This window comes from Actinomycetota bacterium, assembly GCA_009923495.1.
GTDB lineage: Bacteria > Actinomycetota > Actinomycetes > S36-B12 > UBA5976 > UBA5976.
Genome location: RFTJ01000004.1, coordinates 1 through 25,873, shown reverse-complemented (window position 1 = coordinate 25,873; position 25,873 = coordinate 1). Strand labels below are relative to the sequence as shown.

Below are 25,873 nucleotides of genomic sequence, written 5' to 3'. Positions count from 1 at the left end.
ATTGGTAACTTTTTGTCAAAAGGTGCCATTTTGTCCAATATTTGGTTTCGAGCACTACCTTATCTGGGTTATGATTTTCTAGATTTGAAAGTCTCGAAGGGAAATCAAGTGAAGTTCAATTTTCGCTCCATAGCACTGGCATTAGCCATTGTTCTTGTTGGTGCGTACATTCCGGTCGTAGCATATCCGCCTGGAACACCAGTTTCAGCCACGCTAACCCCTGATTTGATTGTTGCCAAGAAGGGCAAGACCAAACTTTCTATCAATAATGCGAAGCCAAACGCTGTCACAACTATCGTTGTTGGAAAAAAATCTAGCGATGCAACTACTGAGACTGGCGCTATTACTAAAACATTGACTGGCCTAGCATCTGGAATTTATACAATCACGGTAACCACCCCTTCAAATCCAAAACTTCCGGATGAAGTGGCATCGGTGAAACTTTATGTACCAAGTGTCACAGCACCTAAGACGGGCAAAATTTCGGCGAAAACGCTTGTTAAATTGAAGTTCCTAAAACCCGGAACTGTCTTAACTCTGACACCCAAGGCTGGCAAGAAGACCAAGAAGAAAATCACGGTGAAAGTTAAGCCAAAGGCAAATATCGCCACAATAACAATTCCGGCAAAGACTTTTATCAAGGGTAAAAATAATACTTTTGTTTTGACGATTGGCAAGATTAAGACAACTTACAAGTTCACTGGAAAGTAATCTCTTTTTCTTAAAAGTTTAGCTCTTGCTATCCGCTTTTCTAGTTGGCATTTCTATTAGACTGTGTTGTAGTCGAGCGTTCCCCCGGTTACTTGCTTCATTCGTTTATTTTCGCGAATTGACTGCGTGCGACATAATCACAGCGAGGTGACTTAGTTGACTGAATTAGTTGATCCCGGTCAGCCTTTGCGGAAATTTTTAAAACCAGTCCTCATCACCTTTCTGCTTTTTACTATTGGTTCGATTGCGTATCTGACCTATTCAGGCGTTCAAGTTCAGTACCACCTCTCCCGAGTTAAGAGCCAGGTGCAGCAAGCCAACTCTGCTGGTAGTAATTTCAACGGCAAGGACGCGGCCGAACTGCTAACTAACATCAGGGTGGAAGTGGCCGATGCCCACAAATCATCAACTGGCTTGATTTGGTGGATCTTTTCGCATACTCCTTATATTGGTCGAACCCCAACTGCAATTAGAACAGTCACTGGTACCTTAAATGACACACTTTCGGCCACCAATGGGCTCGAGTCAAAACTTTCTAGTGGCGCAAACAATAGCTCGCTACGCGACTTCAAATTTCTTTTAAGTCTTAGTGACTCGTTGGTTTCCTTAAGAAAGCCGGTGGCCGATGGCGCACAAAGTCTAAGCAATTTACGGCTAAGTGGTGTGCCTAGTTTGATTGCAAGTCCGGTTAAAACTTTGACTTCGGGATATCAAGCATTAGCTCCGATAACAGCAGATGCCGAGATGTTTAGCACGGTTGCCCCTTCACTGCTTGGCCTTGATCGGCCCCGAAAGTGGATGTTGGTTTTTCAAAATGGTGCTGAGGCAAGATCGGTCGGCGGATTCCCAGGTGGCTGGGGAATTCTTACTGCAGATGCAGGTCGCTTGGCGCTCTCACCCTTGTACAAAGAAACAGTACTCATGAAAAAGCCATTAACCAACTACGCCGATTATGTATCGTCCGATCAAGCGAATCTCTACGGCAGTGATTTATCTAGATTTTCTGACCTTAATCTCTCGCCGGACTTTCCAACGAATGCTCGTCTAATGGTCGCCCTTGAAGAACTGAACTTTGGCGTTCAAGTCGATGGCGTGCTATCAATGAATGAGCAGGCGTTAGCAAATTTTATGCGAGTAACTGGTCCAGTTACTGTGAAAGGCAAGCAGATATCATCTGAAAACGCTGTGGAGTATGTAACTCGCGGCGTTTACCAAGATTTTGAGAACCCTAAGCAAAAGGATGCAGCCGTTTTTTCAATAATTGAAAAGACGTTCGCTAAATTTCAGACGGGCGCTATAAGTCCACTTAGAATTCTGCAGGCTTTCATTCCTGCCATTCATGAAAAGAATTTGCATGGGTGGGCAAAGGAAAAATCTGTCCAAGCAAAGATTTCACGAACTCCAATCGGTGGTTCATTGGATAATCTCAATAATCCAACTGCCGCCGCTGTATTCATCAACGGCGCCGGTAACAAATTAGATGCCTATGTTCAAGCCGATGTTGTTTACGATCAAGGAGTTTGTGAGGCAGAATTCCCATTCCGTGATGCTTCCATGTCGATTAGTTTGCATAACACTGCTCCAACTTCTGGGCTTCCTGCTTATGTAACTACCCGGTTTGACCTTGGAACTCTGACACCGAGAAATCCAGGCGCTACCAAGATGCTTGTTTACCTGCACGTACCTCTGGGTTCTGTTTTCGAATCAGCACAAATTGGCAGCAAGCAAGTTCTGCCAGTAGCTGAAGGCACGGACATGGGCAGGGAAGTACTCCGTTTTGATCTGGAATTACCAGCGCAGTCGACTCAGAAGTTGTTAGTGAAATATGCAGAACCGGCAACTGGCACTGAACCAGCACCTACTCTTTGGACGCAGTCAATGCCTAATCCAGTCAAGACAAAGGTCATTGCTGGTTTAGGCTGTAGGTAATGAATACCGTAGATAACTCAATAACTTTTGTCTGCACGGCAAATATGTGCCGTAGCCCTATTGCTGAATTTATATTTCGCAGGGAAGCCGCTGGCTGGCTGGCTGAGTTGGGTTTTGCGGTGGAAGTTATCTCTCGAGGCACCCATGCACTTCCTGGAGATAATCGGTGCGTAGTCGCTTCCCAAAGATTTGAAATTTCCGACCCTGGCGTTTCCGATCTTTTTAGGGGAGAAGATCCCCTAACTCAAGGTCTGGTACTCACCATGGAGCAAATGCATATGGCTCACCTTGTTAAGTCTTTTCCGAAATTGCGCACCCGAATTTACACACTTCCGCAGGCCGTAGAGATTTTAGAAAAAATTTATGACGGAGTAGTTGATGGCAGTCTGTTTGTCTCGCCCGATCCTGAGCAGCCAGTGAGCTTTTTTGCGCCCCCGTTGCCCGATGCAATAGATGCGAGATGGAACTGGCTCATGAATGAACTGGATGCTAATCGCGGACTGATAGCAAAAACAAACTCGATTCTGACTTCAGGAGACTTTGATATTGGTGATGCGCATGTTCCTGATGGCCCAACACATGAATTGTCATTAGACCTAATAGAAGAGAATGTTGTGTCGCTTTCGGCGCTACTGCAGAAGATTTTAAATTTTCGAACCGTGTCGGAATTAAGTGTTAGTTAAAGTCATTTGTTTGCCATTAGACACCTAAAGGTGCATTTATGAAGGTAAATCCTGAATGAATTAGGTTAACGAGCATTTCTCCCATAGCGTTAGTACCGCTAGATTAACTAGCCAGGTTCAGGGGTATAAATGTCAGAGTCTAATTCCAAGCCCCTAAAGCCACGCCAGCGTAAATTGCAAAAAGATCGGGCTGCTGGAAAAGCGGCAAAATCGGCAAAGTCCAAAAAAGCCGTTAGTAAATCATCATCAACAAAGACTAAGAATTCTAAGAAGCGCACGATTAACACCAAGCCCAAGCGATTTATGACAGATGAGGAATTGGCAACAAGCACTTCGCGACCCAAGAAATCAGAGACGAAAAGCAGAGCCACTGCAAAATCTAAAGGCTCAAAATTCGATTCCCGAAGTGCAAAGTCTGAGCCTCGAGCAGATCGCACTAAAACAAAATTTGAAGATAAGCCTAGGTCGAAAAGAGCCGATTTTGATGGTGAACGAAAACCTAGAGCGAAGAAGTCAGCTGCCCCAAGGCCTCGGATAGAGAAACTAAAATCGGACCGTAGAGTGCCGAACAATACCAAGCAACCAACAAAACTGGTGGCAAAACGGGTGCTTCCGACCACGCAGGAAAATGAGACGTTTGAATCTGTTGGGGTACATCCTGCCCTAGTTAAGCTCCTTGCCAGAGACGGCATAACCGAGCCTTTCGCGATCCAACGAGCCACGCTACCCGACGCAATCAGTGGCATTGATGTACTCGGACGGGCTCAAACTGGATCGGGAAAGACTTTGGCTTTTGGTTTGGCGATGCTCACCAAACTCGCTGGTCGTAAGGGAAAGCCAAACCAACCATTGGGATTGGTATTAGTCCCAACTAGAGAACTCGCCATGCAGGTAACCGATGCATTGACACCGCTGGCTCACACAGTTGATTTGGATGTACGCCTCATTGCTGGCGGCATGCCTTATGCAAAACAGATTGATGCACTTCGTCGTGGAGTCCAAATTCTGGTTTCAACCCCAGGACGACTAAGTGATTTAGTTGATCAAGGTCACGCAGACTTATCCAACATTCAAATAGTTGTGCTTGATGAGGCAGATCAAATGTGTGACATGGGCTTTATGCCCCAGATGGTAGAGATTCTAGATCTAGTGCCAACTAAAGGTCAAAGACTCTTGTTCAGCGCAACATTAGATGGCGATGTAGATCGACTTGTTTCTGCATACTTAAAGAACCCTGTCCTGCACGAGACTTCAGCGGTTGGTGCCAGTGTCACTACCATGGAGCACCACATTCTTGTGGTTGACCGCTCTGAAAAGGATGAAGTCCTAACCAGAATCGCTGCGCGCAACGGCAAGACGATTCTGTTTGTCCGAACACAAGCAGCTGCAGACAGAGTTGCAGGTGAGTTAGCAAACGCAGGTATTCCAGTTGGTGCATTGCACGGTGGCAAATCTCAAAATCTGAGAACGCGCACCATCAACGAATTTCGAGATGGCGTAACCGACGTTTTAGTCGCAACCGATGTGGCTGCGCGCGGTATTCATGTTGATGGAATATCGCTTGTGGTTCATGTAGATCCACCCGGCGATCCAAAAGATTACTTGCATCGCTCAGGTCGCACCGCTAGAGCTGGAGATGAAGGGAAGGTCGTTACGCTGATTGGACCTCGTCAACAACGAACAGTATTGGGCATGATGAGTCGCATTGGTGTTACTCCTGAGGTACAACGAGTCTCGGCCAATTCAAGAGAGTTAGTTGCCATTACTGGGGCGCAAGCTCCCTCTGGCAAGCCTTGGAAACTGCCAAAAAGTGCCCCTTCAGGCGGCGGTCGTCGTCAGGGCGGTGGGCAAAATCGGCGGAAATCTTCAGCTAGCGGCCCATCGAGGCGTCCCCGAAACGGTTAACTCTTTTACCCAGCCGTATGTTTACGCCTATTCTTGATGTCTGGGCGTAAGGGAGGAATCAATGAGCCAAAATGCACCACGAGGCATTGGCCGACTGTTCGGTGGCTCAACCGATTCTGATTCTGGGTCAACGCAAAATTTTGCTGAGCAACAGGAACTAATCGCAATACTCCAGAAGCAAATTTCGGATTTAGAAGCACAAATAACTCGACCGAGTTTTGTTGACATTAATGAAGATGACTTAAATAAGTATGTCGCTGAAGATGCCGCCGTAATTATTCGTGCTGCTCGTGAGCGTGCGGCAAAATTAATGGAACAAGCCTCCGAGACTTTAACAAATGCCGAGAATGATCGTGAGACATTAAAACAATCAGCTGAAGTAGAAGCCAGAAGGATTCGCGAAGCTGCAAATGTAGATGCCCGCAAACTGCGCGGCGAAGCAACGGCAACCTTAGAGGCAGCTCGCGAGCAAGCGAGTGCCGTGCTAGCCGCTGCTCAAGCTCAGGCTGATGCCACCATTTCAAGTTCAGATGGCCAGGTTGCTGCGATTATTGACGAAGCGACTGCCCAGGCAAATGCAACATTGGCCAAGGCCACTGAGATTCGAGATGCGTCAGCTTTGCAAGCACAGCTATTAAAGGAGCAAGTCGAACAAGAAACCACAGAACTTCGACAACGTACCGAAGCCGAAACTGTCGCGTTACGAGATGCGACCTTATCTGAAGTAGCCCATCTTCGACGACAAACTGAAAGCTATGTCGCAGAATTGCGCAGCAGTACCGAGCAGTGGTCAAACGAGTTGAAGGTTTCAGCCCAAGCTGAAGCTGCAGCAGTTATTGCTCGCGGGGAACAAGAGATTGCAGAATTACGCACGAGAACTGAAGCAGAGTTATCTCAATTGCGCGAGCGCACTGAGTCTTATGTGACGGAGTTGCGAACTCGTGTTGAGCGCGACACAAACGAGCTCCGAGACACAACAGTTCGTGAATCTGAAGAGTTGAGAAACCGAGTTCAGACCGAGGCCGAAACACTTTTGCAAACGGCTCAAGCCGAAGCCCAAAGGTTGGTTACCGAGGCAACGGCCTCGAGTCAATCAATGTTAGAAACGGCAAGTTCAGACAGTCGGGCTCTTGGCGAAGATGCGAATTCCCGAAGCCAAGAGATTTTGTCCCAGGCACAAGAACGAGCTCAGCAAATGATAGATGATGCTCAAAAGTCTTCGGCTGACTTAATGAGTAATGCAAACGCCTATCTGACAGATGCCCATCAAACGGTTGAGCAACTTTTGACTGAAGCAAAGTCCACCGCTCAACACTTGATGGATACTGCACGCGAGTCCGCAGCTCGTGAAGCCGCTGAACTCGTTGCCAATGCAACAAAACAGGCTCGAGCCATTCAACAGGCGGCGAATGAATATCGCGATCAGGCTCTGGCAGCCGTAAATAATCATCGAGATGTTTTGAACGAGCTATCAGAGCGGATATCTGCTTTGCGTGAACAGTGGGCACAGTCCCACATCGCGATTACCGAGCAAGTTGCCCGAGCGGGGTCACACTTTGCCCAAGCAGAAAATCGTGCGAATGAACTGAATGTCTCCTTGCAGGAGAAACGAGAAGAATTAACAAACTTAATGTCTGGAATTTCCGCTGGCATTCGCACCTTTGAAGAGCCAGAAAAGTCCTCAGACAATCAGCAATAATGGACTGATGTCTAAATCATTGAGTTCCGATTTACCCAAGTCTTTAGCGGTCGGGAGCATGGCAGGCTTGCTTGCTGGGCTATTCGGAATTGGCGGCGGCTTCATCATGTCTCCACTGTTTGTACTTTGGCTAAAACTGAATCAGAAGAAGGCAAACGCGTCATCATTGCTGGCAGTAGTGTTCATTAGCGCAGCCGCTCTTGCTGGATACATAAGCGCTGACCAGGTTTCGTGGCCTGCAGCCTTGCTAGTAACGACAGGCGCAGTGTTGGGCATGTTTTTCGGTGTTCGCATTTTCCAGCGCGTTTCAGCACAGGCCCTCACCTACCTTTTCGCTTGCCTACTGATTTTGGTCGCCGCCAGATTGTTGTGGTCTACTACACCGCACCAACTTTTCACTGGGGTAAGCGGACAGGTTGTCCTGGTTGTCATCGGAATATTGTCTGGCGCTCTAGCTGGGCTATTGGGCATCGGCGGTGGGATAGTGATAGTGCCCGCATTGATTATTTGCTCTGGAGTCTTGCCCGAGGTTGCACGAGGCTCGAGTTTGGTAGCAATCTGTGTTTCTGCGCTGATTGGCACATTTCTACACAACCGAAATAATCAAGTTGATTGGCAAATTGCAATTCCAGCAGGGATTTCAGGAATTCCCTCTGGGCTCCTTGGGGTCTATTTGAGCTTGAATATCTCTGAGCAGATTCTGATCCCGATGTTTTGCTTACTTTTAACTGCATTATCAATGCAACTCTTCTTCACTAATCGGGTCCGGTAGCCCATAAACCGTGGCAAGAGTCTACGCTTTGATTAGACCAACTAGATAGTGAGCAAGTATGAAGGTTTTTGTTCCCGCCGAAACACTAACCGGCGAAAAGCGAGTCGCCCTCGTGCCAGAGGCTGTTGCAAAATTAATCAAATTGGGACTTGAGGTCAGCATTGAAACGAATGCGGGACACTGGGCCGAAGCCGACGATTATCAGTATTCAAATGTTGGTGCAAAAGTAATTCCAACTTCTGCTGCGGCCGGCGAATTAGCCTCAGCCGATGTTGTGGCAACTGTTCGTCCCTTGGATCCTGCCCGAGTAGGCACACTTAAAGCAGATGCAATTACAGTTTCATTTCTGTCGCCAACAAACGATTTGGAGACAATCAAGGCTCTGAGTGCAGCGAAGGCCACAAGCCTGTCATTTGAACTTGTTCCGCGAATTTCACGAGCCCAGTCAATGGACGCCCTAACTTCACAAGCACTCTGCGCTGGTTATCGGTGCGTACTAATCGCGGCTGAAAAGTCATCTCGGTTTTTTCCAATGCTAATGACTGCTGCTGGTACCGTGCAGCCAACAAAAGTTCTTGTTCTCGGAGCAGGCGTCGCTGGACTTCAGGCAATGGCGACCGCTCGACGTCTGGGTGCAGTAGTGAGCGCTTACGATGTGCGAAGCTCAAGTGCCGATGAAGTTAAATCCATGGGTGCCACTTTCATTGATCTTGGACTCGATGCACTTGAAGGTTCGGGTGGTTATGCCCGTGAAATGGCGCAAGATCGAGCAGTAGCACAGCAAGAAGCCCTAAAGCCCCACGTTGCAGCAGCAGATGTGGTTATCACAACGGCTGCAGTGCCGGGTCGTCGCGCACCATTGCTCTTGACCAGTGAGATGGTTTCGGGCATGAAAGCGGGCTCCATAATTGTGGACTTAGCGGCTGAAACTGGTGGAAATGTCGAAGGCTCTGTTGCTGGTGAAGAGGTGCTGATTGCCGCAGTGGGCGGTCACGTAAAACTTATTGGTGGCAAAGATGTGCCGAGCCAACTAGCAGTGCATAGTAGCAAGTTGTACGCGCAGAACATAGTTTCACTACTTTCACTCATTACAAAAGATGGAGAGGTAGTGCCTGATTTATCTGACGAGGTCATCGCAGGCAGTGCATTGGTCTATGCAGGTGAAGTTCGAAACCCTGTTGCGCGTGAGCAATTAGGTTTACCAGCCTTAGCTGAAACTTTGGAAGGAAACTAATCGTGGATGCTATTTCGCTACTAACAATTTTCATTCTTAGCATTTTTGTCGGGATTGAGGTTGTCTCTAAGGTCTCCGCAGTCTTGCATACTCCGCTGATGTCGGGTGCAAACGCCATCCATGGTGTTGTACTAGTTGGTGCAATTTTGGTAACTGGCCAATCGGATAAATACAGTATCGGATTCTTTCTTGGTCTTGGGGCGATAATTCTGGCCGCGATAAACATGGTTGGCGGATTTGTTGTAACAGATCGGATGCTTGAAATGTTTAAACCTAAGCCTGCAAAAAAGGATGAGGCATAACTATGACCGCTACTTTTGTAAATTTTTCAGCCTCTACAACTACAGCGCAAGCGCCTGCCTGGGTTCGACTTGTTGAGCTAGGAGCGGCAGTCCTATTCATCTTGGCGCTTAAAGGTTTGTCATCACCTAAGTCGGCCCGGTTGGGAAACCTGCTCGGCGCATTGGGCGCAGGCGTAGCAACCGTTGTGATCTTCTTTTACGGCAACGAGTACTATGGCGACGGCTTAGATAACCTCATCGACAACTTACCGTTCATTCTTGCGGCGATTGTTCTGGGTTCAATTATTGGTTGGATTGCTGCAAAGCGCGTACAAATGACACAAATGCCACAGATGGTTGCGTTATTTAACGGCGTTGGCGGTGGAGCTGCGGCTGTTGTTTCAGTAGTTGAGTTTTCTGCGCCGACTGCAAGTGAGTCAAAAGCCGCATTGGCTGCAACCGTATTCACGGTCTTAGTTGGTGCGGTTTCCTTTTCGGGCTCAATCCTGACCTTCATGAAACTCCAGGAACTAATGACTTCTCGTCCAGTAGTTTTGCCAGCCGGTCGCTACCTAACTTCACTTGCTGGACTTGGGACTGTCGGGACTGCAGTGCTATTGGTAGCAGGTCCAGCGAACAATTTGCTTTACCTGTTACTCGGTCTGTCACTTTTGATGGGAATATTGTTAGTACTGCCAGTTGGTGGAGCAGATGTGCCAATCGTGATTTCTCTTTTAAACGCTTTCACCGGATTGTCAGTAGCAGCTTCGGGCTATGTACTTGGAAACACCTTGCTGATTGTGGCTGGCACATTAGTTGGCGCATCAGGAACTTTGCTCACCCGAATGATGGCAGCAGCGATGGGTCGCCCTTTAACCAACACTTTGTTCGGTGCCTTCACAGCTAAGGCAGCAGCCACAGCTGGGGCAACCGAAGACCGTCCAGTCAAATCTGCTTCGCCAGATGATGTCGCAATCATGCTCAGTTACGCGCGAAAAGTTATCATCGTGCCTGGCTATGGACTAGCTGTTGCCCAAGCACAAAACACTATTCGTGAACTAGTCGAACTACTGAGTGCTAAAGGCATTCATGTCGACTATGCGATTCATCCAGTAGCAGGTCGCATGCCAGGACACATGAATGTACTGCTGGCCGAGGCCAATGTTCCTTATGATCAACTGAAGGAAATGGATGAAATTAATCCAGAGTTCGCCGAAGCCGATGTTGCCTTAGTTGTTGGCGCAAATGACGTCGTCAACCCAGCTGCTCGTGATGATAAGACAGCACCTATTTATGGCATGCCAATCCTAAATGTAGATCAGGCCGGTCAAGTCGTTTTCTTGAAGCGTTCAATGCGCCCCGGATTCGCTGGAATTGAAAATGAATTGTTGTTTGACCCAAAGACTTCGCTACTTTTCGGTGATGCCAAGGAGTCGTTAACTAAAGTTGTTAGTGCCGTTAAAGGTTTGTAACTAGACGATTGCCTGAAGCCGTTACGATATGGCGGTGCCGGTGGGATTTGAACCCACGGAGGGCGTTAACCCTCACACGCTTTCGAGGCGTGCTCCTTTGGCCGCTCGGACACGACACCGTCGCCTAGATTACCTGCAAATCAAAGAAAAGAATAAATCACGGTGCAACTTGTCGGGCTCTGGCAAAGAAGTCACCCAGCACTTGGGCAGATTCTTGGGCCAAAATTCCTGAAATTACCTCTGGCCGATGGGGCAGTCTACGATCTCGGACCAAATCCCAAAGTGAACCTACAGCACCAGCTTTTTCATCAAATGCGCCAAATACTAAACGTGCAATACGCGACTGGACGATCGCTCCCGCACACATAGTGCACGGTTCTAGCGTGACTACGAGCGTGCAGCCATCTAGCCGCCACGAGCCGATATTTTGCGCCGCCTGAGTCAAGGCAATAACTTCAGCGTGGCCTAAGGGGTTATGGCTTTTCTCCCGATCGTTATGCCCGCGGCCAATGACGTTTCCATCTGCAGCGATTACAACTGCTCCGATGGGAACCTCACCTAAATCTGAAGCTAAATTTGCCTGCTCCAGTGCAAAATTCATCAGCAATTCAAGGTCTTTGGCCATACCTTGATTGTGGCAGACGAATTAACCAATTGGCTAGCGAACTTGCTAGCATAGGAGCCAGGTCAAGAGCGATAACGACAAGTACCGGCTAGTTATCCGACAACCCTTGCAGACCGCGATGGGGTGCCCCGGTGGAAAGACCAGGCCACGAAAGTGGCAAGCGCGGGTCCACATGGGCCCAACTTGGGCCAGCAACCGCTGTTGCTCAAGCACGGACAACATCAAGGAGAACAGCGTGAAAATCGCAACTCGTATTACAGCAACACTGTCAGCAGTAACGCTTGTAGCAGTGCTCACATCGTGTGCATCAAAGAGCACCGGTGCAATTTCATCGGACTGCACAAAAGAAGGGCTAACCACATTCAGTGCAGGAAAGTTAACCATTGCAACTGGCAATCCGGCTTATTACCCATGGGTAATTGACGACAAGCCCGAATCCGGTGACGGGTTCGAGCCAGCAGTCGCTTATGCAGTCGCTGACAAGTTAGGTTTTGAAAAATCTGATGTCCAGTGGGTTCGCACAACATTTGATGGGGCGATTACACCAGGTGATAAGAACTTTGACTTCAACTTGCAGCAATTCTCAATTACCGATGAGCGCAAGAAGGCCGTCGATTTCTCAAGTGCTTACTACACAGCACCACAAGCAATCGTTTCTTACAAAGGAAGCCCGATTTCAGGTAAGACCGGCATCGCTGACCTAGCCAGTGCCAAGTTAGGTGCAGCAGTAGGAACCACTTCACTGCAGGCAATCAATGATGTCATCAAGCCAACAACTCAAGCGCGCGTTTTCAATGACAACGCAGCAGCAGTCACCGCACTCAAAAATAAGCAGATTGATGGAATCGTCGTTGATCTTCCTACCGCTTTCTATTTGTCAGCGGTTGAAGTTCCAGATGGCATCATTGTAGGTCAATTGCCATCAAGTGGAACAGGCGATGAATTCGGATTACTTCTTGCCAAAGGAAGCCCGATTACCAGCTGTGTTTCCCAAGCCGTAGACGCAATAAAGAAAGATGGAACTTTAGCGAAGATTACCGATACCTGGTTAGGCACCGATGCTGGTGCTCCAGTTCTGAAGTAATTGTCTAAATAAACATCATGACCAATCCCGATAGCCCGATTCGCCGAGAGCCGGATCGGGCTATCGCATGGTCACCGAGTGTCCGCGAACAAGAGCGCGCCAAGATACGCAAAGACGAGTTGCATAAGCGAATTGCAATATCAGTTAGTTCCAGTGCATTAGTTCTTGCAGTTATCGTGGCGGTTCTAATCAATTCGCCTGGCTGGGATGTGGTTAAGCAGACATTCTTTGACCTCAGGTATGGACAAACCGTAGTCGATGTAGTTGCTAAAGGTTTATTACTCAACATTGAGTTAACGGTCATAGCCTCTGTGGCAATTGGCGCACTCTCTCTGGCCCTTGCCTTGGCTAGGACCACTCGCTCTGCTTCGCTAACCCCGATTCGGTTTCTTGCTACCGCTTATGTAGATATTTTCCGAGGCGTGCCCCTGATTCTGGTTATCCTGCTTGTGGGATTCGGTGTGCCGGCACTTCGCCTTCAGGGCGTAACTTCAAATGTCTTTATTTTGGGAACAGTTGCAATTGTTCTCACTTACTCAGCATATGTAGCCGAAGTTATCCGAAGTGGGATTTTGTCGGTTCATCCGAGCCAACGCGCTGCGGCTAGGTCTTTGGGCTTAACTCACAACCAGACAATGCGTTACGTTGTGTTACCACAGGCACTTAGGCGTGTAGTCCCGCCAATCTTGAATGACTTCATTTCGTTATTGAAAGATACCGGCTTAGTGTCAATTCTCGGTGTAATCGATGCGGTGAGAGCCGCTCAGATTGAAAGTTCACGCACATTTAATTACACACCGTATGTCATTGCTGCAATTCTGTTTCTGATAATCACGATTCCGTTGACCCGGTACACAGATTATGTCTTATTAAAATCCATCGAAAAGCAGAATTCGCAAGGTGCGGCATGAATGTTTTAGAACTAATTAATCTTCGAAAGAGTTTTGATTCAGAAGTCGTCCTATCGGATGTATCACTTACGGTGCCAGAACATACCGCAACAGTCTTAATTGGCGCTTCAGGCTCAGGAAAATCTACACTGCTGAGATGTGTGAACTTGCTAGACAGCATCGATGATGGGCAAATCATTTTGGATGGCGAAGAAATTTCAGACCCGCTAGTCGATGCCGACTTGGTTAGGCGCAAGCTGGGCATGGTGTTTCAATCATTCAACTTATTTCCGCATAAAACAGTATTAGAGAACATCACACTAGCCCCAATCAAAGTTCATGGACTAGAAGCTGATAAAGCTATTGACCAGGCACTCACCTTGCTCAGACGTTTTGATTTGGCCGATAAGGCGGATCAATATCCAGATCGGTTAAGCGGAGGACAGCAGCAGCGAGTTGCAATAATCAGATCATTGGCTGTTAAGCCTCGACTGCTGTTGTTAGACGAAGTTACTTCTGCTCTTGATCCCGTATTAGTTAATGAGGTGCTATCCATCATCCGCGATTTAAAAACCGATGGCATGACAATGGTGCTGGCAACTCATGAGATGAGTTTTGCTACCCAAGTCGCCGATGAAGTGTGTTTTCTAGAAAACGGAATGATTGTTGAACGGGGTCCAGCCGAACAAGTAATTAATGCCCCTAAGGAAAATTCAACTAAAGATTTTCTGCGTCGCGTACACGAGGCTGGCCGACTCTAGTCGGTAATTTCGAATATCCGAGCATGTAGCGATGTGCGACCTTGAAGCGCTGCTCTGACCGCACGATGCAGCCCAGTCTCCAGGTAGAGTTCACCACGATAGCGCACCACTCGAGCAAAAAGGTCACCGAAGAACGTTGAATCTGTTGCGAGTAATTCGTGTAAATCAAGGGTGCTCTTGATAGTCGAAAGCTCATCCAACCGAATCTGCCGCGGTGCTAATTCGCCCCACTGTTCATTGGTTAATTCGGGCATTGGATAAGGCCGCGAATCTAGTACCGATTTGAAAATCACCCTTACAGAATAGGCAGATTTACAGGCAAAAGAGGAGATTGCACTCATTTGTGAACCTGTGCCGTGTTTCCCCTTTAGCAGAACTTCTTGCCTGACTTAGCGCGATGACCTATTTAAGTAGTACCGTAAAGAGTCACGACACTTTTAGGACTAAACAAAAACGATGAAATTTAAGAACCTTCTCCGCTCGCCTTTTCTTTGGGTTTTCCTGGCTGTAACAGCACTTCTCATTGGGAGCAATACCTTATCTGGATCTGATACCGCTAAAAAGGTTGACACTTGGAAGGTGATTGCCGACATTACCGATGGTCGAGCCAAATCAGCGGTACTCGTTGACAAAGATCAGACGGTCACACTAACGCTTACGGATGGCTCAAAAGAAGTAGCTAGTTTTATCCAAGGCCAAGGGACTGACCTAGTTGATTTACTTAAAAAGCAGGCACTACCTGGCGGTTTTAATGTTGTAGTTCCCCATGAATCATTTTGGGTCAGCCTCGCTGTCTCAATCATTCCGTTAATTTTGATTATGCTCCTGCTATTTTTCTTCATCGGACAGATGCAAGGCGGTGGCCGGGTCATGCAGTTTGCCAAATCAAAGGCAAAACTGGTTAACAAAGACATGCCGCAAACAACCTTCGCAGATGTCGCCGGTGCTGACGAAGCAGTAGAAGAACTAGTGGAGATCAAAGACTTCCTTGCCCAGCCAGCAAAATTCTTATCAGTTGGGGCAAAAATCCCGAAAGGGGTTCTCCTCTACGGACCGCCAGGAACTGGCAAAACCCTATTGGCTCGGGCGGTAGCCGGCGAAGCGGGAGTCCCATTCTTTTCTATTTCAGGTTCTGATTTTGTCGAAATGTTTGTTGGTGTTGGTGCAAGCAGAGTTCGCGATCTATTTAATCAGGCAAAAGAGAATGCACCAGCAATTATCTTCATTGACGAGATCGATGCCGTTGGACGTCAGCGTGGCGCTGGCTTAGGCGGTGGACATGACGAACGTGAGCAGACGTTAAACCAGATGCTGGTCGAGATGGACGGCTTCGATGTCAATTCAGGTGTAATTCTGATTGCAGCAACAAACCGTCCAGATATCCTTGATCCGGCACTACTTCGGCCTGGTCGGTTTGATCGCCAGATTGCTGTTGATGTTCCAGACCTATTGGGTCGACGCGATATTTTGGCGGTACATGCCAAGGGCAAACCGCTTGCACCTGAAGTTGACTTAGCTGCTGTTGCTCGTCGGACTCCTGGATTTACCGGTGCTGATTTAGCAAATGTCTTGAACGAGGCTGCACTACTAACGGCACGATTGAACGAGACCTTGATTACTGATTCCATATTGGATGAAGCCATTGATCGTGTAATTGGTGGACCACAAAAACGCACTCGAGTAATGAATGATAAAGAGCGACTTATTACCGCCTATCACGAAGGTGGACATGCTTTAGTTGCAGCGGCACTACCTAACACTGATCCCGTTCACAAAATCACGATTATGCCTCGCGGTCGAGCCCTTGGATACACGATGGTGTTACCAGAAGAAGAAAAATACTCAACTACGCGTAGCGAAATGTTAAACCAATTGGCATACATGCTAGGTGGTCGGGCAGCCGAGGAAATGATATTCCATGACCCAACAACCGGGGCAAGTAATGACATCGAGAAGGCAACCACAGTGGCCCGCAAAATGGTTACCCAATTCGGAATGACAGAGCGCCTTGGCGCAGTTCGCTACGGGAGCGAGTCATCCGAAGTCTTCATGGGTCGCGACATGGGCCATGCCCGCGATTACTCAGAAGAAGTCGCGGCTGCCATCGATGAAGAGGTTCGAACATTCATCGACATCGCACACCATGAGGCATTCGAAATTCTCCAAGAAAATCGCGAGGTACTAGATGCGCTCGTCCTCGAATTGTTGGATAAAGAGACCTTGAATCGCGAAGAGGTTGAGCGAATTTTTGCTCCATTAAAGCGGCGGCCAGAACGCCCAGCATGGACTGGTTCAGCGCGTCGGTTGCCTAGTAGTCAACCTCCAGTTTCAATGAAACCAAACCAAGATTCTGCTGGTGAAGCGTGAGTGTCGATCCAATCGAACAGCTGACTGAGCCACCAGCAATCGCACCTTTTGATGCCGCTCGGGTTGAAGCGGCTATTCGTGAATTGCTCGTGGCCATTGGCGAAAACCCCGATCGTGAAGGCTTAGCGCAAACACCTGCTCGAGTTGCCCGATCGTATGCTGAAATATTCGAAGGTCTACATTCCCGAGCTGAAGATGTGCTCACGACAACTTTTGCATTAGGACACGAGGAGCTAGTTGTTGTAAAAGATATTGCTCTTTATTCGGTTTGTGAACATCATTTGGTCCCGTTTCATGGCATGGCACATGTTGGATACATTCCAGGTGAAGATGGGCGAATCACCGGACTATCCAAAATTGCCAGATTAGTAGAGCTTTATGCGCGGCGCCCGCAGGTGCAGGAGCGACTGACTACGCAGATTGCCGATGCATTGGTCCGCATACTTAAACCGGCTGGTGTCATCGTAGTAATTCAATGCGAACACTTATGTATGTCGATGCGCGGGATTCGCAAGCCTGGCGCAATGACGCTAACTTCTGCAGTACGCGGTCAGTTAAGGGACGCAGCAACCCGCAATGAAGCGATGTCACTAATAAACGGACATTAGCATGCGTAGACATCCTGCTGGATTACCGGAAACTTTGACGGCAATTAATCGCACACTCGTAATGGGTGTCATCAATGTAACGTCAGACTCATTCAGTGATGGCGGGAAGTTTGCATCTGTAGATTCAGCAATCAAGCACGCGCACTACTTGACAGACTCAGGTGCTGATTTGGTCGATGTTGGTGGTGAATCAACTCGACCAGGTGCACAAAGAGTTTCACTTGACGAAGAGTTGTCACGAGTAATGCCGGTGGTCACAAAACTTGTTTCAGATGGAATCGTTGTCAGTGTCGACACAATGCGAGCAGAGGTTGCAAAACAAGCAATAGCTGCAGGCGTACACCTAATCAATGACGTTAGCGGTGGCTTGGCAGATTCCGGAATGTTTTCAGTAATTGCTCAATCCGAGGTGCCTTACATAATGATGCACTGGCGAGCACACTCAGCCGAGATGATGGAAAAGTCTCATTACTTCGATGTAGTAAATGATGTTACTGCCGAACTTTTGAGTCAGGTGAATAAGGCACTCAGCGCTGGCATAGCGTCTGAGCATATTGTGCTTGATCCTGGATTAGGATTCGCTAAGTTGCCCGAACAAAACTGGCCCTTGCTGTCACGAATTAACGAACTACAGGAATTAGGATATCCGATTTTGATTGGCGCATCACGCAAACGGTTTCTCGGGGAGTTGCTGGCACAGGGAGACAAACCTAGAGATGTACTCGACCGTGAGGCAGCAACCATCGCGGTAAGTGCACTAATGGCGCATGCTGATGTATGGGCCCTAAGAGTTCATGATTGCCGCACTACTAGAGACGCCGTAGCAGTCGTCGAACAGCTAAGGAGAAGTTGATGGCGGACACCATCAAAATTTCAGGAATCAGAGCCTTTGGATATCACGGAGTTTTGGCACATGAGCGCAATCAGGGTCAAGAATTCAGTGTTGACGTAGAAGTAACCACAGATTTCTCAAAAGCGGTTATTAACGATGCCCTTGGAGAAACAATAAATTACGCGCTAATTGCCGATGTTGTTTATGCAGCAATTACTGGCAGCCCAGTCAACTTAATCGAAACACTTGCAGATTTAATTGCTCAGAAAATTGTGTCAATGCCAGGAGTTCAGTCAGTCGAAGTCATTGTTCATAAACCATTTGCACCGATTGAAGTCCCATTCACTGATGTATCGGTTACTCGGAGACTTCCCTGATGAAGGTTGTGCTCTCGCTAGGGTCAAACCAAGGCGACCGAATAGCAAACTTGAGTTTTGCAATCGAACAGTTGCGCCAAAATGTGGGAGAGGTATTCGGGGTTTCATCCGTTTATGAAACAGAACCAGTTGGCGAAGTAGCACAAGATGACTTTCTCAACATGGTTGCCGTAGTAGAAACTCCACTCACTGCGCAGCAGGTGTTGGCAGAAACTCAACAGATCGAATTAGCTGCTGGTCGAGTGAGAGAACTGCGCTGGGGTCCCAGAACACTTGATATCGACATAGTAGACATCGAAAACCAGCAAGTAGATAGCGAAAACTTAACAGTGCCACACCCGCTGGCGAGCAAACGTGCCTTCGTCTTGATTCCATTACAGGAAGTTCTACCAGACTGGATCCTTGGTGGAAGCGAGCCAGTAGCGGTACTACTATCAGCCTTAGCGAATCAAAGGGTACTGAGATTCGAAGCACTAGATTTTGACTTGAGCCAGCATGAAACTTGATAGAACGCGACCTAGTTTTCTTGTCGCACTTGCTGTTTTAGCCAGTGCCTTGGGTTGGTCAATCGGACGCCTTTGGCCACATTGGTTTATGGTCCAACTTTCTGTGCCCTGGATAAATGCAGTCACAATGTGGTTTCTCGCTATCACCTTGCTTGCGTGGACTCTGATTGCTCGACCTAAGCTGCAGCGAAAAAAGATTGGCCCGCGCCTGCCGCCGATTGTCGCTGCTCGAACTGCGGCTCTTGCCATGTCAACTTCTCGGGTCGGATCCTTGGTATTCGGTTTTTATACTGGCCTGCTAATTCTCAATCTTGGTCTTACTCGAACCTCCGAGGTTGGTTATCGAATTTCGATTATCGGATTAATTTTGGTGGCAGCAGCGATTCTGGTTATTACCGCATTGTGGCTGGAGAGAATGTGTGAAGTTAATGATAAAAACGCCGACGGCCCAGATCAGGTAACAGTTTAAACATTTCGGAAAAATGCTCGCGCATCAATTCCGTTAGGCTGACGATTCATCAGTTCAGCACTTCCGCCACTGGCCAACATCAACCGCTCCACAATAGCTAAGCCAAGTCCACTTCCATGCTCATCGCTTTTCGCTCGCCAGAATCGATTGAACGCCTTGTCTAGACCTTCTTCACTTAATCCGGGTCCATCATCTATTACATGAAGTGCCGAAAAATCTTCACCAGAAACAACCTGAATGACTATCCGTGAGCCAGGCCTTGAAACATGTAGTGCGTTATCTATGTAGTTATCTACTACCTGTTCAATTACTCCAGGCAAGGCGACAATCCGAGCAGTATCTGGAACCTCAATGTCAAGCTGTACACCGGAGTCACTGGCCAATGCCTGCCATTGAGCAGAATGAGTCTTGACAACTTGGGCTAGATCAAACATTTCGAGACTCCCGGTGGACCGACTTTCCACCCGGCTGAGCATTAAGAGCCCTTCAACAATTTGCTGCAATCTACCAGTTTCAACAAGTGCAGCATCTATGCGCTCTGAAACTTCGGATGAATCGTCACTGACAAGTGATTGCGCGCGCTCCAAGCGAAGTTGCAATGCAGTAAGAGGGGTTCGCAGTTGATGAGATGCGTCGCTTGCAAAATCACGCTGTTGAGCGATAAGCAGGGAGATTCTTTCGGCCATTGAATTGAAGCTTTCCGATAGCGTTCGAATTTCAGAAGCGCCGTGATTTGTATCTGCGCGCACGCCGTAATTTCCAGCAGCAAATTCTTCTGTGACAGTTTTCAGATCGTCAAGCCGCTTAGTAATACTCGAAGCCAGCAGTAATGCCAACAAAATTGCGAGCAAGATCGTCACTCCCGCAACCGATCCCAAAATGCGTAATCGTGAGTTAACAATTTGGTCTACAGTCTGCGCTGGGAAGGTTATTCGAACAGAGCCGAATACCTCATTTCCCTTTATTACTGGAACAGAAACATAGAGCAGCTCATAATTTAAGGTGTTCGAAAATCTTCGACCAGATGCAACTGTTCCACTCAATGCTTGTGAAATCTCTGGCCGAGCGCTAAAGTCGTCACCTTTTGAGATACTTGGGTCGGTCGAAGCAATAACCAGTCCACTGCCATCTGTGACAATTACTACTGCATTACTTTGTGCTACATACTTTTGAATAGATCGCTCTAGATCAAGTTGATGCTTCCTGCTCGGCTCTTCGATAGCCTCATGGGCGTTACCAACAATGATGAAGCTATCTCGCTCAAGGCCAGTAACGAGTCGATCATTTTCAACATTGCGCAGGTACGAGGCTAGTGGCACATCGTGTACCAACAAAACACCAACACTTAGTCCAACTAAGGCTGCTAGCATTCGCCGTTTCATGATGAAGGAATCGAAATCCGAAAGCCAACACCTCGAACTGCTTCAATCCAATCTTGGTGTCCAAGTTTTTTACGAAGTGAAGCGATGTGTGCATCTACGGTTTTAGTGGTTTGATACCAGTCGGTATCCCACACATCTCGCATGATGTCATTGCGTCGGCGAACTGCACCCGGGTCAGAACACAGAAAAACTAATAGGTCAAATTCTTTTGAGGTTAAAGTAACTTCTACATTGTCAACATAAACCCGCTGGCTACGAGTATCAATTTTAAGAGCCCCGATAACTTTTTCGGTGGCTGCGGCTTCAACTTCTGGCAGACTCGTTCGGCGACTAACCGCTCGAATTCTTGCAACAAGTTCTCGAGTGCCGAATGGTTTGACTAGATAATCGTCTGCACCAAATTCAAGGGCCAAGACTCGATCTACTTCTTCACTGCGAGCACTGAGGATGATTATTGGTGTGCTACTTTCAAGTCGAATAGTTCGGCAAACTTGCTGACCGTCTATGTCTGGCAAACCGAGGTCAAGCAGAATCATGTCAGCAACACCAGATTTTGCTTCAGCAATCCCAGCCTTTCCGGTTGCTACATGTTGGACAACAAAGTTTTCGTGCTCCAAGCTGTCTTTAACACTGGATGCTACCGAAGGGTCATCTTCAATCAGCAGAATGTTCACACTGCAATTCTGTCGGTTTTTATGGAAATAAACAGTCCCCAAACCCAATTTGGATGTTTTTTGGATTTCCCGGATATGAGACCTAGCAAATGACTGGGTACGGTAGAGACATGAGCGCAAAGCTGATCTCGATTTTTACCGTTGCTGGCGTTGTGGCTGCGGGATCTTCTGCTTTTGCCATCAATTCACAGGCGCTAAAAAAGCACTCCGTTGAGCGAGTAGTCGTCACTACAGATGAGTTAAATCGCGATGCTTTACTACCAAGTTCCAAGAAAATTGCACCAGGTCTGGATTCTGGTGGCAATTCGGATACTGGACTGCCACCGGTGGAAGGTAGTCAAGGATCGACGAATTCCGATGAATCAAATGTCAATCCCATGGATAGTTCTGCGGATACATCAGATCCAAACCCAGACAATCCAAACCCAGCAGCACCTACCGAGACTGCAGCCCCAAGCCTGCCAATCGTTCCGCCAGATTACAAACCAAGCAAAGACGATGAAGACGACGACAAATACGAGAATCATGACTCTGAAGATGAACATGATGACGAAGATGAAGATTGGGAAGACGACGACTAATTACTAGCTACTAGTTAGTTGGATCGGTTGGAAATTCTAATGACGCAAAACATTGCAGCCACTCACAAGCCACCAGTAAAGTGGCGAGTTAATGTCGCAACCCTGATAGCGGGTCTAGGCTTCGGCGCAGTACTAGGTAGTTCGCTAGTAACGGTTTTGCCAAATGTGGGAGGTGCTGGTGGCGTAGCAAATGCGATTGGTAGCACTGCTGCCATGACTGGGACCTATCTTTGCTTGATGCTAATGGTTCTTATATCGCGCATAGCCTGGCTAGAACGTGAAGCAGGGCATGATCGCATGATTCTGTGGCACCGAACAATAGCGCCGTATTCATTAGTCCTGATTGCAGTCCATGTCTTATTTACCACCATCGGATATGCGCAGTCATCAGGAAAGGGAGTTCTCTATCAGCTTTGGCTTTTGGTTACTACATACGGCTGGATGCTTCCAGCAGCTGTTGCATTTGTGTTAATGGTTGGCTTGGGATTTGCCTCGCACCGAATTGCTAGAAGGCGAATGAAATATGAGACTTGGTGGACATCTCATCTCTACTTTTACATCGCAATTGCATTGGCGTTTGGTCATCAAATCAATACGAGTTTACTTTTTATCGCGCACCCTCTGTTAAAAACCTTTTGGATTGCCCTCTACATTGCAGTGGCTGTACTGATAGCCGTGAGTAGGGTTTTCATTCCTCTCTGGCTTTCACTTCAAAGTGGGCTGAAGGTAGAGCGAGTAGTTGCAGAAAGTTCCGATGTGGCTAGTGTCTATATTTCCGGCCGCAACTTAGGCCGTTTCAACGCAAGCGGCGGACAATTTTTTCAATGGCGATTTATGACTCGGACTTGGTGGTGGCAGGCCCATCCGTATTCATTAAGTATGAAGCCAACTGCAAATCAGTTACGAATTACAGTAAAACATCTAGGCGACCAATCTTCTAGTTTGCTAATTGATTTGAAGCCTGGAACTCGAGTCATAGCCGAAGGGCCTTATGGAGTTTTCACGGCAAAGCAGCGATATACGAATGCCGTCACTGCTTTTGCCGCTGGCATCGGTGTAACTCCGATAAGGGCAATGATTGAAGATTTGCCTCATTCGGTAAACACAACCTTCATTTACCGAGTGTCCGAATTACAAAACGCCCCACTTAAAACAGAACTTGATGTGCTGGCGAAACAAAAAGGCTGGAACCTGGTTTACCTAGAAGGCAATCGGGAACAACATCCGATGACGGTCGCATACATGTCGGCATTCGCACCAGCATTGCTCGAAAGCGACATCTATGTCTGCGGTCCAAATGGATTTATGGATTCCGTTATCAAGATGGTGGTCAATGCAGGAGTACCAGAAAAGCGCATACACCACGAATCATTTGCATTCTAGGAAGGGAGGGTAGATGAAGAGATCATTTTTCGTAACGGTAGGAACCATTGCTGGCCTTACCGCAACCCTTCGTTACACGCCAAATAATCCATTACTAAACTCCGGAACTGATTTGGCGCTTGGCAAACCAATTCCACTTGATTCAGGAAGTAGCCAAACACCAGATACTCAGGTGACACCAAAAGTGCCTCGGGTAACTGCATCAAAAGCATCTACGCCGACACCAACCGCAACTAGGGTGCCAAAAACTACAGCAACACCTACATCAACTAAGCAAACTGATAAGCCAAAGCCAAAGCCAACTAAGCCAACTCCTCCCAAACCCAGTCCAGAGGTTACTAGGACGCCAACCACTACCCCTACCCCAACCATCACGACCGATCAAACCTTCACTGGGACTGGGTTTTGGGCGAGAGGATATGGCGTTGTTCAAGTAAAAATAACGGTCAAGGATGGCCAAATGACTGCCATTACTCCATTGCAGTTTCCAACTGGTGGCGATTCCTCAAGAATCTCTGGTTACTCAATCCCAAAACTGGTGCAGGCTGCCCTTACTAATCAAACATCAAGTGTCGCCACCATAAGTGGTGCCTCATTCACTTCAGATGCCTTTAGAAAGTCGCTAGCTAGTGCGATGACAAATGCTGGACTCTAGAAGCTAATGAATTCAACTTTCCAGGTCGGTTCAACCGATGACGGCTGGCAAAAAGCTATTCATCTCGAGGAAGTCTGGGGGACAGTTGTAGTCCTTGAGGCCCGCGCTGAACTGCTGCCAATTAATGCCGAAACAGTTATGCAAGAGGCCAGTGCGTTTTTACATCAGGTTGACGACTGGTTTTCTACCTATCGGGTTGACACTCCGATTAGCGCATTAAGAATGGGCTTTGCCGACTTAGTGCAGATGCCTGAAGTTGTTGCACAAGTACTTGAGCAGTGTGAGCAAATCAAGAAACTCACCGATGGCGTTTTCGACCCTTGGGCAGTGCCAGGCGGTGTAGATCCATCAGGGTATGTAAAGGGATGGGCAGCTGATGTCGCCGCTGACTTTTTAGTGGATGGCGGACTATTAAATGTTAATGTCAATGCGGCTGGAGACGTGAGCTGTCGGGGCTTTCAAGCACCCGGTGAACCTTGGCTAGTAGGTATTCAGGATCCATTTAATAAGGATGGGATCTTGGCTATGGCAGCAATATTTAACTCAGCTATCGCCACATCTGGTGAGTATGAACGCGGAAAGCACATAATTAATCCATCGACTAGAAATCGTGACTTAGCTTTAATTTCAGCCACTGTAATTGGACCTGACGGCGGACTAGCCGATGCCTTGGCAACAGCACTGCTGATTGAAGGGACTGACGGAGCCCGCTGGTTTGAGCAACTTCCTGATTGGTCTGCATTACTGATAGATACCGAGAATGCATTTACATTTGGGCCGGCATTCAAGACCGAAGAAGGTTAAGTACGCCCATCTTCTTTATTGAGATTAGTTAGATGCTCGTTGTATCGAGCTAGTTCAGCATCATTATCTCGATCAGCCGCTCGATCTTTTTGTTTCGCCACGCGAGCATCTGCACGGGACCATTGCACTGCAACAGTTAATAACAAAATAAACATTGGAATTTCACCAATCGCCCAAGCGATGCCGCCACCGTTATGTGTTTCAACTAGCGCATCTTTTATCCATGGCGGTTGCACCTGCGAGTACCACTGAACTCCGATCGGATTTCCAGATTGCATAATTGCTAAGGCAAAGAATGCGTGGACTGACAGCGAGACTAAAACCAGCAACAGTTTTGCCCAGTAAGGGAGTTTTCGTGGTGCTGGGTCAACACCGATTACGAGAAATGAAAAAAGAATTCCTGTAATCAAGAAATGCATTTCCATAGCAATGTGACCAACGTGACTGCTCATCAAGGCTGAGAAGATACTTGTGAAGTATGTTCCGTATAAACTCGCCGTGAATATAAACAGAACGAGCAGTGGATTGGTTACCAACCTCGAATATCTACTGTGTAGTAATGAGATAATCCAAAATCTGGCAGATCGGTTTTCGTCTTGAGTATTTGTTGGCAATACTCGCAGTGCCAAAGTAATTGGAGCGCTGAGCACTAGAAATATCGGCACAATCATAGCCAGAACCATGTGTTGAATCATGTGTGCGCTAAAGGCGACCATTGCATATTTCGCAATGCCAGCACAGGTAACCCAAATCAGCATTGCGATGCCAGCAAAAAAAGAAATCGTGCGAAGCGCAGGCCAGTAAATCTTTGCCACTTTTAAAGTAGCGATCCCACGAACATAAAGCGCACTAGCCACAAGTGCCAAAGTCAGTATTAGCCAGTCTGGATGCCAGCCAAAAAAGTAATTTTGAAAATTTGGCGGTGGCGGAAAATTGAAGCCGAGCAAATCCTCAGCTGCGCTATTTCCAGTTCTACCAATCCGAGTTGGCGCAGTAAATTGCAGAGCAACGCCAACTCCAACCGCCAAGCCCATCATCACTAGTTCCCAGAGCACGAAATGGCTTGCTCGACGCTTTTCGACCAGTGACTTGCGGACATTAATTGCTGTGTACGAGATGAGGCCGAAAAGGATAATTTTTGCAAGCACCAACAAGCCGTAACCTGTTGTTAGTAAATCAGAGATTGAAC

Annotated in this window: 27 protein-coding genes, 1 tRNA gene and 1 riboswitch; of the genes, 22 read left to right on the top strand and 6 right to left on the bottom strand. The window is 47.7% G+C overall.

Annotated features, from left to right (window positions below; translation table 11 throughout):
• The first annotated feature begins 12 nt into the window (after nucleotides 1-12).
• The 9 genes from EBS36_02640 (at nucleotide 13) to EBS36_02600 (ending at nucleotide 10,686) form a co-directional block, all read left to right on the top strand.
• Entirely contained in the window at nucleotides 13-711 is a 699-nt protein-coding gene (locus EBS36_02640) for a hypothetical protein (protein NBU32054.1), read from the top strand.
• 156 nt (nucleotides 712-867) lie between these two features.
• A complete protein-coding gene (locus tag EBS36_02635) occupies nucleotides 868-2,640 on the top strand; it encodes a DUF4012 domain-containing protein (GenBank protein NBU32053.1) in 1,773 nt (590 codons plus the stop codon).
• Nucleotides 2,640-3,323, top strand: a complete 684-nt coding sequence (locus tag EBS36_02630; protein ID NBU32052.1) for a hypothetical protein — start codon at nucleotides 2,640-2,642, stop codon at nucleotides 3,321-3,323. The genes EBS36_02635 and EBS36_02630 overlap by 1 nt, the downstream gene beginning before the upstream one ends.
• A 303-nt stretch (nucleotides 3,324-3,626) precedes the next feature.
• Nucleotides 3,627-5,228 carry a DEAD/DEAH box helicase gene (locus tag EBS36_02625; GenBank protein NBU32051.1) on the top strand — a complete coding sequence of 534 codons (1,602 nt, stop codon included), beginning with the start codon at nucleotides 3,627-3,629 and terminating at the stop codon, nucleotides 5,226-5,228.
• Nucleotides 5,229-5,289: 61 nt separating this feature from the next.
• Complete coding sequence (locus tag EBS36_02620; protein NBU32050.1) at nucleotides 5,290-6,927, top strand: hypothetical protein; 1,638 nt, start codon at nucleotides 5,290-5,292, stop codon at nucleotides 6,925-6,927.
• A gap of 7 nt (nucleotides 6,928-6,934) precedes the next feature.
• Nucleotides 6,935-7,699, top strand: coding sequence for a sulfite exporter TauE/SafE family protein (locus EBS36_02615; protein ID NBU32049.1), 765 nt, complete (start codon nucleotides 6,935-6,937; stop codon nucleotides 7,697-7,699).
• Between the two features lie 58 nt (nucleotides 7,700-7,757).
• A complete protein-coding gene (locus EBS36_02610; protein NBU32048.1) occupies nucleotides 7,758-8,933 on the top strand; it encodes an NAD(P) transhydrogenase subunit alpha in 1,176 nt (391 codons plus the stop codon).
• A gap of 2 nt (nucleotides 8,934-8,935) precedes the next feature.
• Nucleotides 8,936-9,235, top strand: a complete 300-nt coding sequence (locus tag EBS36_02605; protein ID NBU32047.1) for an NAD(P) transhydrogenase subunit alpha — start codon at nucleotides 8,936-8,938, stop codon at nucleotides 9,233-9,235.
• Between the two features lie 2 nt (nucleotides 9,236-9,237).
• Nucleotides 9,238-10,686 (top strand): NAD(P)(+) transhydrogenase (Re/Si-specific) subunit beta, encoded by a 1,449-nt coding sequence (locus tag EBS36_02600; GenBank protein ID NBU32046.1) that lies wholly within the window; start codon nucleotides 9,238-9,240, stop codon nucleotides 10,684-10,686.
• A 29-nt stretch (nucleotides 10,687-10,715) separates the two neighbouring features.
• Here EBS36_02600 and EBS36_02595 read toward each other — a convergent pair.
• Both EBS36_02595 and EBS36_02590 read right to left on the bottom strand, forming a co-directional pair.
• Nucleotides 10,716-10,805: transfer RNA gene (locus EBS36_02595), tRNA-Ser, on the bottom strand.
• A 38-nt stretch (nucleotides 10,806-10,843) separates the two neighbouring features.
• Nucleotides 10,844-11,287: a nucleoside deaminase gene (locus EBS36_02590; protein NBU32045.1), complete on the bottom strand. Its 444-nt coding sequence runs from the start codon at nucleotides 11,285-11,287 to the stop codon at nucleotides 10,844-10,846.
• An 84-nt stretch (nucleotides 11,288-11,371) separates the two neighbouring features.
• Nucleotides 11,372-11,480: riboswitch (SAM riboswitch) on the top strand.
• Between the two features lie 3 nt (nucleotides 11,481-11,483).
• On the opposite strand from EBS36_02590, the gene EBS36_02585 reads away from it, so the two are divergent.
• From EBS36_02585 to EBS36_02575, 3 genes are read left to right on the top strand one after another with little or no spacing between them, the layout of a single operon-like run.
• Nucleotides 11,484-12,395, top strand: a complete 912-nt coding sequence (locus EBS36_02585; GenBank protein NBU32044.1) for an amino acid ABC transporter substrate-binding protein — start codon at nucleotides 11,484-11,486, stop codon at nucleotides 12,393-12,395.
• Between the two features lie 17 nt (nucleotides 12,396-12,412).
• Nucleotides 12,413-13,306 (top strand): amino acid ABC transporter permease, encoded by an 894-nt coding sequence (locus EBS36_02580; GenBank protein ID NBU32043.1) that lies wholly within the window; start codon nucleotides 12,413-12,415, stop codon nucleotides 13,304-13,306.
• The gene (locus EBS36_02575) at nucleotides 13,303-14,046 is read left to right on the top strand and encodes an amino acid ABC transporter ATP-binding protein (GenBank protein ID NBU32042.1); all 744 of its coding nucleotides are present in this window, start codon (nucleotides 13,303-13,305) and stop codon (nucleotides 14,044-14,046) included. Before EBS36_02580 ends, EBS36_02575 begins: the two co-directional genes overlap by 4 nt.
• On the opposite strand, the gene EBS36_02570 is transcribed toward EBS36_02575, so the two are convergent.
• Entirely contained in the window at nucleotides 14,043-14,339 is a 297-nt protein-coding gene (locus EBS36_02570; GenBank protein NBU32041.1) for a type II toxin-antitoxin system VapB family antitoxin, read from the bottom strand. The genes EBS36_02575 and EBS36_02570 overlap by 4 nt on opposite strands.
• Before the next feature lie 163 nt (nucleotides 14,340-14,502).
• On the opposite strand from EBS36_02570, the gene hflB reads away from it, so the two are divergent.
• From hflB to EBS36_02540, 6 genes are read left to right on the top strand one after another with little or no spacing between them, the layout of a single operon-like run.
• Nucleotides 14,503-16,413 (top strand): ATP-dependent zinc metalloprotease FtsH, encoded by a 1,911-nt coding sequence (gene hflB / locus EBS36_02565; GenBank protein ID NBU32040.1) that lies wholly within the window; start codon nucleotides 14,503-14,505, stop codon nucleotides 16,411-16,413.
• A complete protein-coding gene (gene folE, locus EBS36_02560; protein ID NBU32039.1) occupies nucleotides 16,410-17,021 on the top strand; it encodes a GTP cyclohydrolase I FolE in 612 nt (203 codons plus the stop codon). Before hflB ends, folE begins: the two co-directional genes overlap by 4 nt.
• A gap of 1 nt (nucleotide 17,022) precedes the next feature.
• Complete coding sequence (gene folP, locus EBS36_02555; GenBank protein NBU32038.1) at nucleotides 17,023-17,874, top strand: dihydropteroate synthase; 852 nt, start codon at nucleotides 17,023-17,025, stop codon at nucleotides 17,872-17,874.
• On the top strand, nucleotides 17,874-18,230 hold the full coding sequence (gene folB / locus EBS36_02550) for a dihydroneopterin aldolase (GenBank protein NBU32037.1): 357 nt from the start codon (nucleotides 17,874-17,876) through the stop codon (nucleotides 18,228-18,230). The genes folP and folB overlap by 1 nt, the downstream gene beginning before the upstream one ends.
• Nucleotides 18,230-18,736, top strand: a complete 507-nt coding sequence (gene folK, locus EBS36_02545) for a 2-amino-4-hydroxy-6-hydroxymethyldihydropteridine diphosphokinase (GenBank protein ID NBU32036.1) — start codon at nucleotides 18,230-18,232, stop codon at nucleotides 18,734-18,736. Before folB ends, folK begins: the two co-directional genes overlap by 1 nt.
• Nucleotides 18,726-19,205: a DUF3180 domain-containing protein gene (locus tag EBS36_02540; protein ID NBU32035.1), complete on the top strand. Its 480-nt coding sequence runs from the start codon at nucleotides 18,726-18,728 to the stop codon at nucleotides 19,203-19,205. The genes folK and EBS36_02540 overlap by 11 nt, the downstream gene beginning before the upstream one ends.
• Here the strand turns inward: EBS36_02540 and EBS36_02535 are convergent.
• Together EBS36_02535 and EBS36_02530 are read right to left on the bottom strand one after the other, a co-directional pair.
• Nucleotides 19,202-20,587 carry a HAMP domain-containing protein gene (locus EBS36_02535; GenBank protein ID NBU32034.1) on the bottom strand — a complete coding sequence of 462 codons (1,386 nt, stop codon included), beginning with the start codon at nucleotides 20,585-20,587 and terminating at the stop codon, nucleotides 19,202-19,204. The two genes, EBS36_02540 and EBS36_02535, sit on opposite strands and share 4 nt — an antisense overlap.
• Nucleotides 20,584-21,261: a DNA-binding response regulator gene (locus EBS36_02530; GenBank protein NBU32033.1), complete on the bottom strand. Its 678-nt coding sequence runs from the start codon at nucleotides 21,259-21,261 to the stop codon at nucleotides 20,584-20,586. The genes EBS36_02535 and EBS36_02530 overlap by 4 nt, the downstream gene beginning before the upstream one ends.
• 110 nt (nucleotides 21,262-21,371) lie before the next feature.
• Here EBS36_02530 and EBS36_02525 point away from each other — a divergent pair, with 110 nt between their 5' ends.
• From EBS36_02525 to EBS36_02510, 4 genes are read left to right on the top strand one after another with little or no spacing between them, the layout of a single operon-like run.
• Nucleotides 21,372-21,842 (top strand): hypothetical protein, encoded by a 471-nt coding sequence (locus tag EBS36_02525; GenBank protein ID NBU32032.1) that lies wholly within the window; start codon nucleotides 21,372-21,374, stop codon nucleotides 21,840-21,842.
• Between the two features lie 39 nt (nucleotides 21,843-21,881).
• Nucleotides 21,882-23,225, top strand: coding sequence for a hypothetical protein (locus tag EBS36_02520; protein ID NBU32031.1), 1,344 nt, complete (start codon nucleotides 21,882-21,884; stop codon nucleotides 23,223-23,225).
• Nucleotides 23,226-23,238: 13 nt separating this feature from the next.
• Complete coding sequence (locus EBS36_02515) at nucleotides 23,239-23,880, top strand: FMN-binding protein (protein ID NBU32030.1); 642 nt, start codon at nucleotides 23,239-23,241, stop codon at nucleotides 23,878-23,880.
• 6 nt (nucleotides 23,881-23,886) lie between these two features.
• Nucleotides 23,887-24,684: an FAD:protein FMN transferase gene (locus tag EBS36_02510; protein ID NBU32029.1), complete on the top strand. Its 798-nt coding sequence runs from the start codon at nucleotides 23,887-23,889 to the stop codon at nucleotides 24,682-24,684.
• Here EBS36_02510 and EBS36_02505 read toward each other — a convergent pair.
• Nucleotides 24,681-25,873 (bottom strand): cytochrome c oxidase assembly protein (locus EBS36_02505; GenBank protein ID NBU32028.1); only part of this gene is annotated, 1,193 nt, incomplete at its 5' end. The genes EBS36_02510 and EBS36_02505 overlap by 4 nt on opposite strands.

Coding starts and splice junctions, on each gene's coding strand:
- EBS36_02630 (NBU32052.1), top strand. CDS start 2,640: ATGAATACCGTAGATAACTCAATAACTTTTGTCTGCACGGCAAATATG.
- EBS36_02625 (NBU32051.1), top strand. CDS start 3,627: ATGACAGATGAGGAATTGGCAACAAGCACTTCGCGACCCAAGAAATCA.
- EBS36_02620 (NBU32050.1), top strand. CDS start 5,290: ATGAGCCAAAATGCACCACGAGGCATTGGCCGACTGTTCGGTGGCTCA.
- EBS36_02615 (NBU32049.1), top strand. CDS start 6,935: ATGTCTAAATCATTGAGTTCCGATTTACCCAAGTCTTTAGCGGTCGGG.
- EBS36_02610 (NBU32048.1), top strand. CDS start 7,758: ATGAAGGTTTTTGTTCCCGCCGAAACACTAACCGGCGAAAAGCGAGTC.
- EBS36_02600 (NBU32046.1), top strand. CDS start 9,238: ATGACCGCTACTTTTGTAAATTTTTCAGCCTCTACAACTACAGCGCAA.
- EBS36_02590 (NBU32045.1), bottom strand. CDS start 11,287: ATGAATTTTGCACTGGAGCAGGCAAATTTAGCTTCAGATTTAGGTGAG.
- EBS36_02585 (NBU32044.1), top strand. CDS start 11,484: ATGGGCCCAACTTGGGCCAGCAACCGCTGTTGCTCAAGCACGGACAAC.
- EBS36_02580 (NBU32043.1), top strand. CDS start 12,413: ATGACCAATCCCGATAGCCCGATTCGCCGAGAGCCGGATCGGGCTATC.
- EBS36_02575 (NBU32042.1), top strand. CDS start 13,303: ATGAATGTTTTAGAACTAATTAATCTTCGAAAGAGTTTTGATTCAGAA.
- hflB (NBU32040.1), top strand. CDS start 14,503: ATGAAATTTAAGAACCTTCTCCGCTCGCCTTTTCTTTGGGTTTTCCTG.
- folP (NBU32038.1), top strand. CDS start 17,023: ATGCGTAGACATCCTGCTGGATTACCGGAAACTTTGACGGCAATTAAT.
- folB (NBU32037.1), top strand. CDS start 17,874: ATGGCGGACACCATCAAAATTTCAGGAATCAGAGCCTTTGGATATCAC.
- folK (NBU32036.1), top strand. CDS start 18,230: ATGAAGGTTGTGCTCTCGCTAGGGTCAAACCAAGGCGACCGAATAGCA.
- EBS36_02540 (NBU32035.1), top strand. CDS start 18,726: ATGAAACTTGATAGAACGCGACCTAGTTTTCTTGTCGCACTTGCTGTT.
- EBS36_02535 (NBU32034.1), bottom strand. CDS start 20,587: ATGAAACGGCGAATGCTAGCAGCCTTAGTTGGACTAAGTGTTGGTGTT.
- EBS36_02525 (NBU32032.1), top strand. CDS start 21,372: ATGAGCGCAAAGCTGATCTCGATTTTTACCGTTGCTGGCGTTGTGGCT.
- EBS36_02520 (NBU32031.1), top strand. CDS start 21,882: ATGACGCAAAACATTGCAGCCACTCACAAGCCACCAGTAAAGTGGCGA.
- EBS36_02515 (NBU32030.1), top strand. CDS start 23,239: ATGAAGAGATCATTTTTCGTAACGGTAGGAACCATTGCTGGCCTTACC.
- EBS36_02510 (NBU32029.1), top strand. CDS start 23,887: ATGAATTCAACTTTCCAGGTCGGTTCAACCGATGACGGCTGGCAAAAA.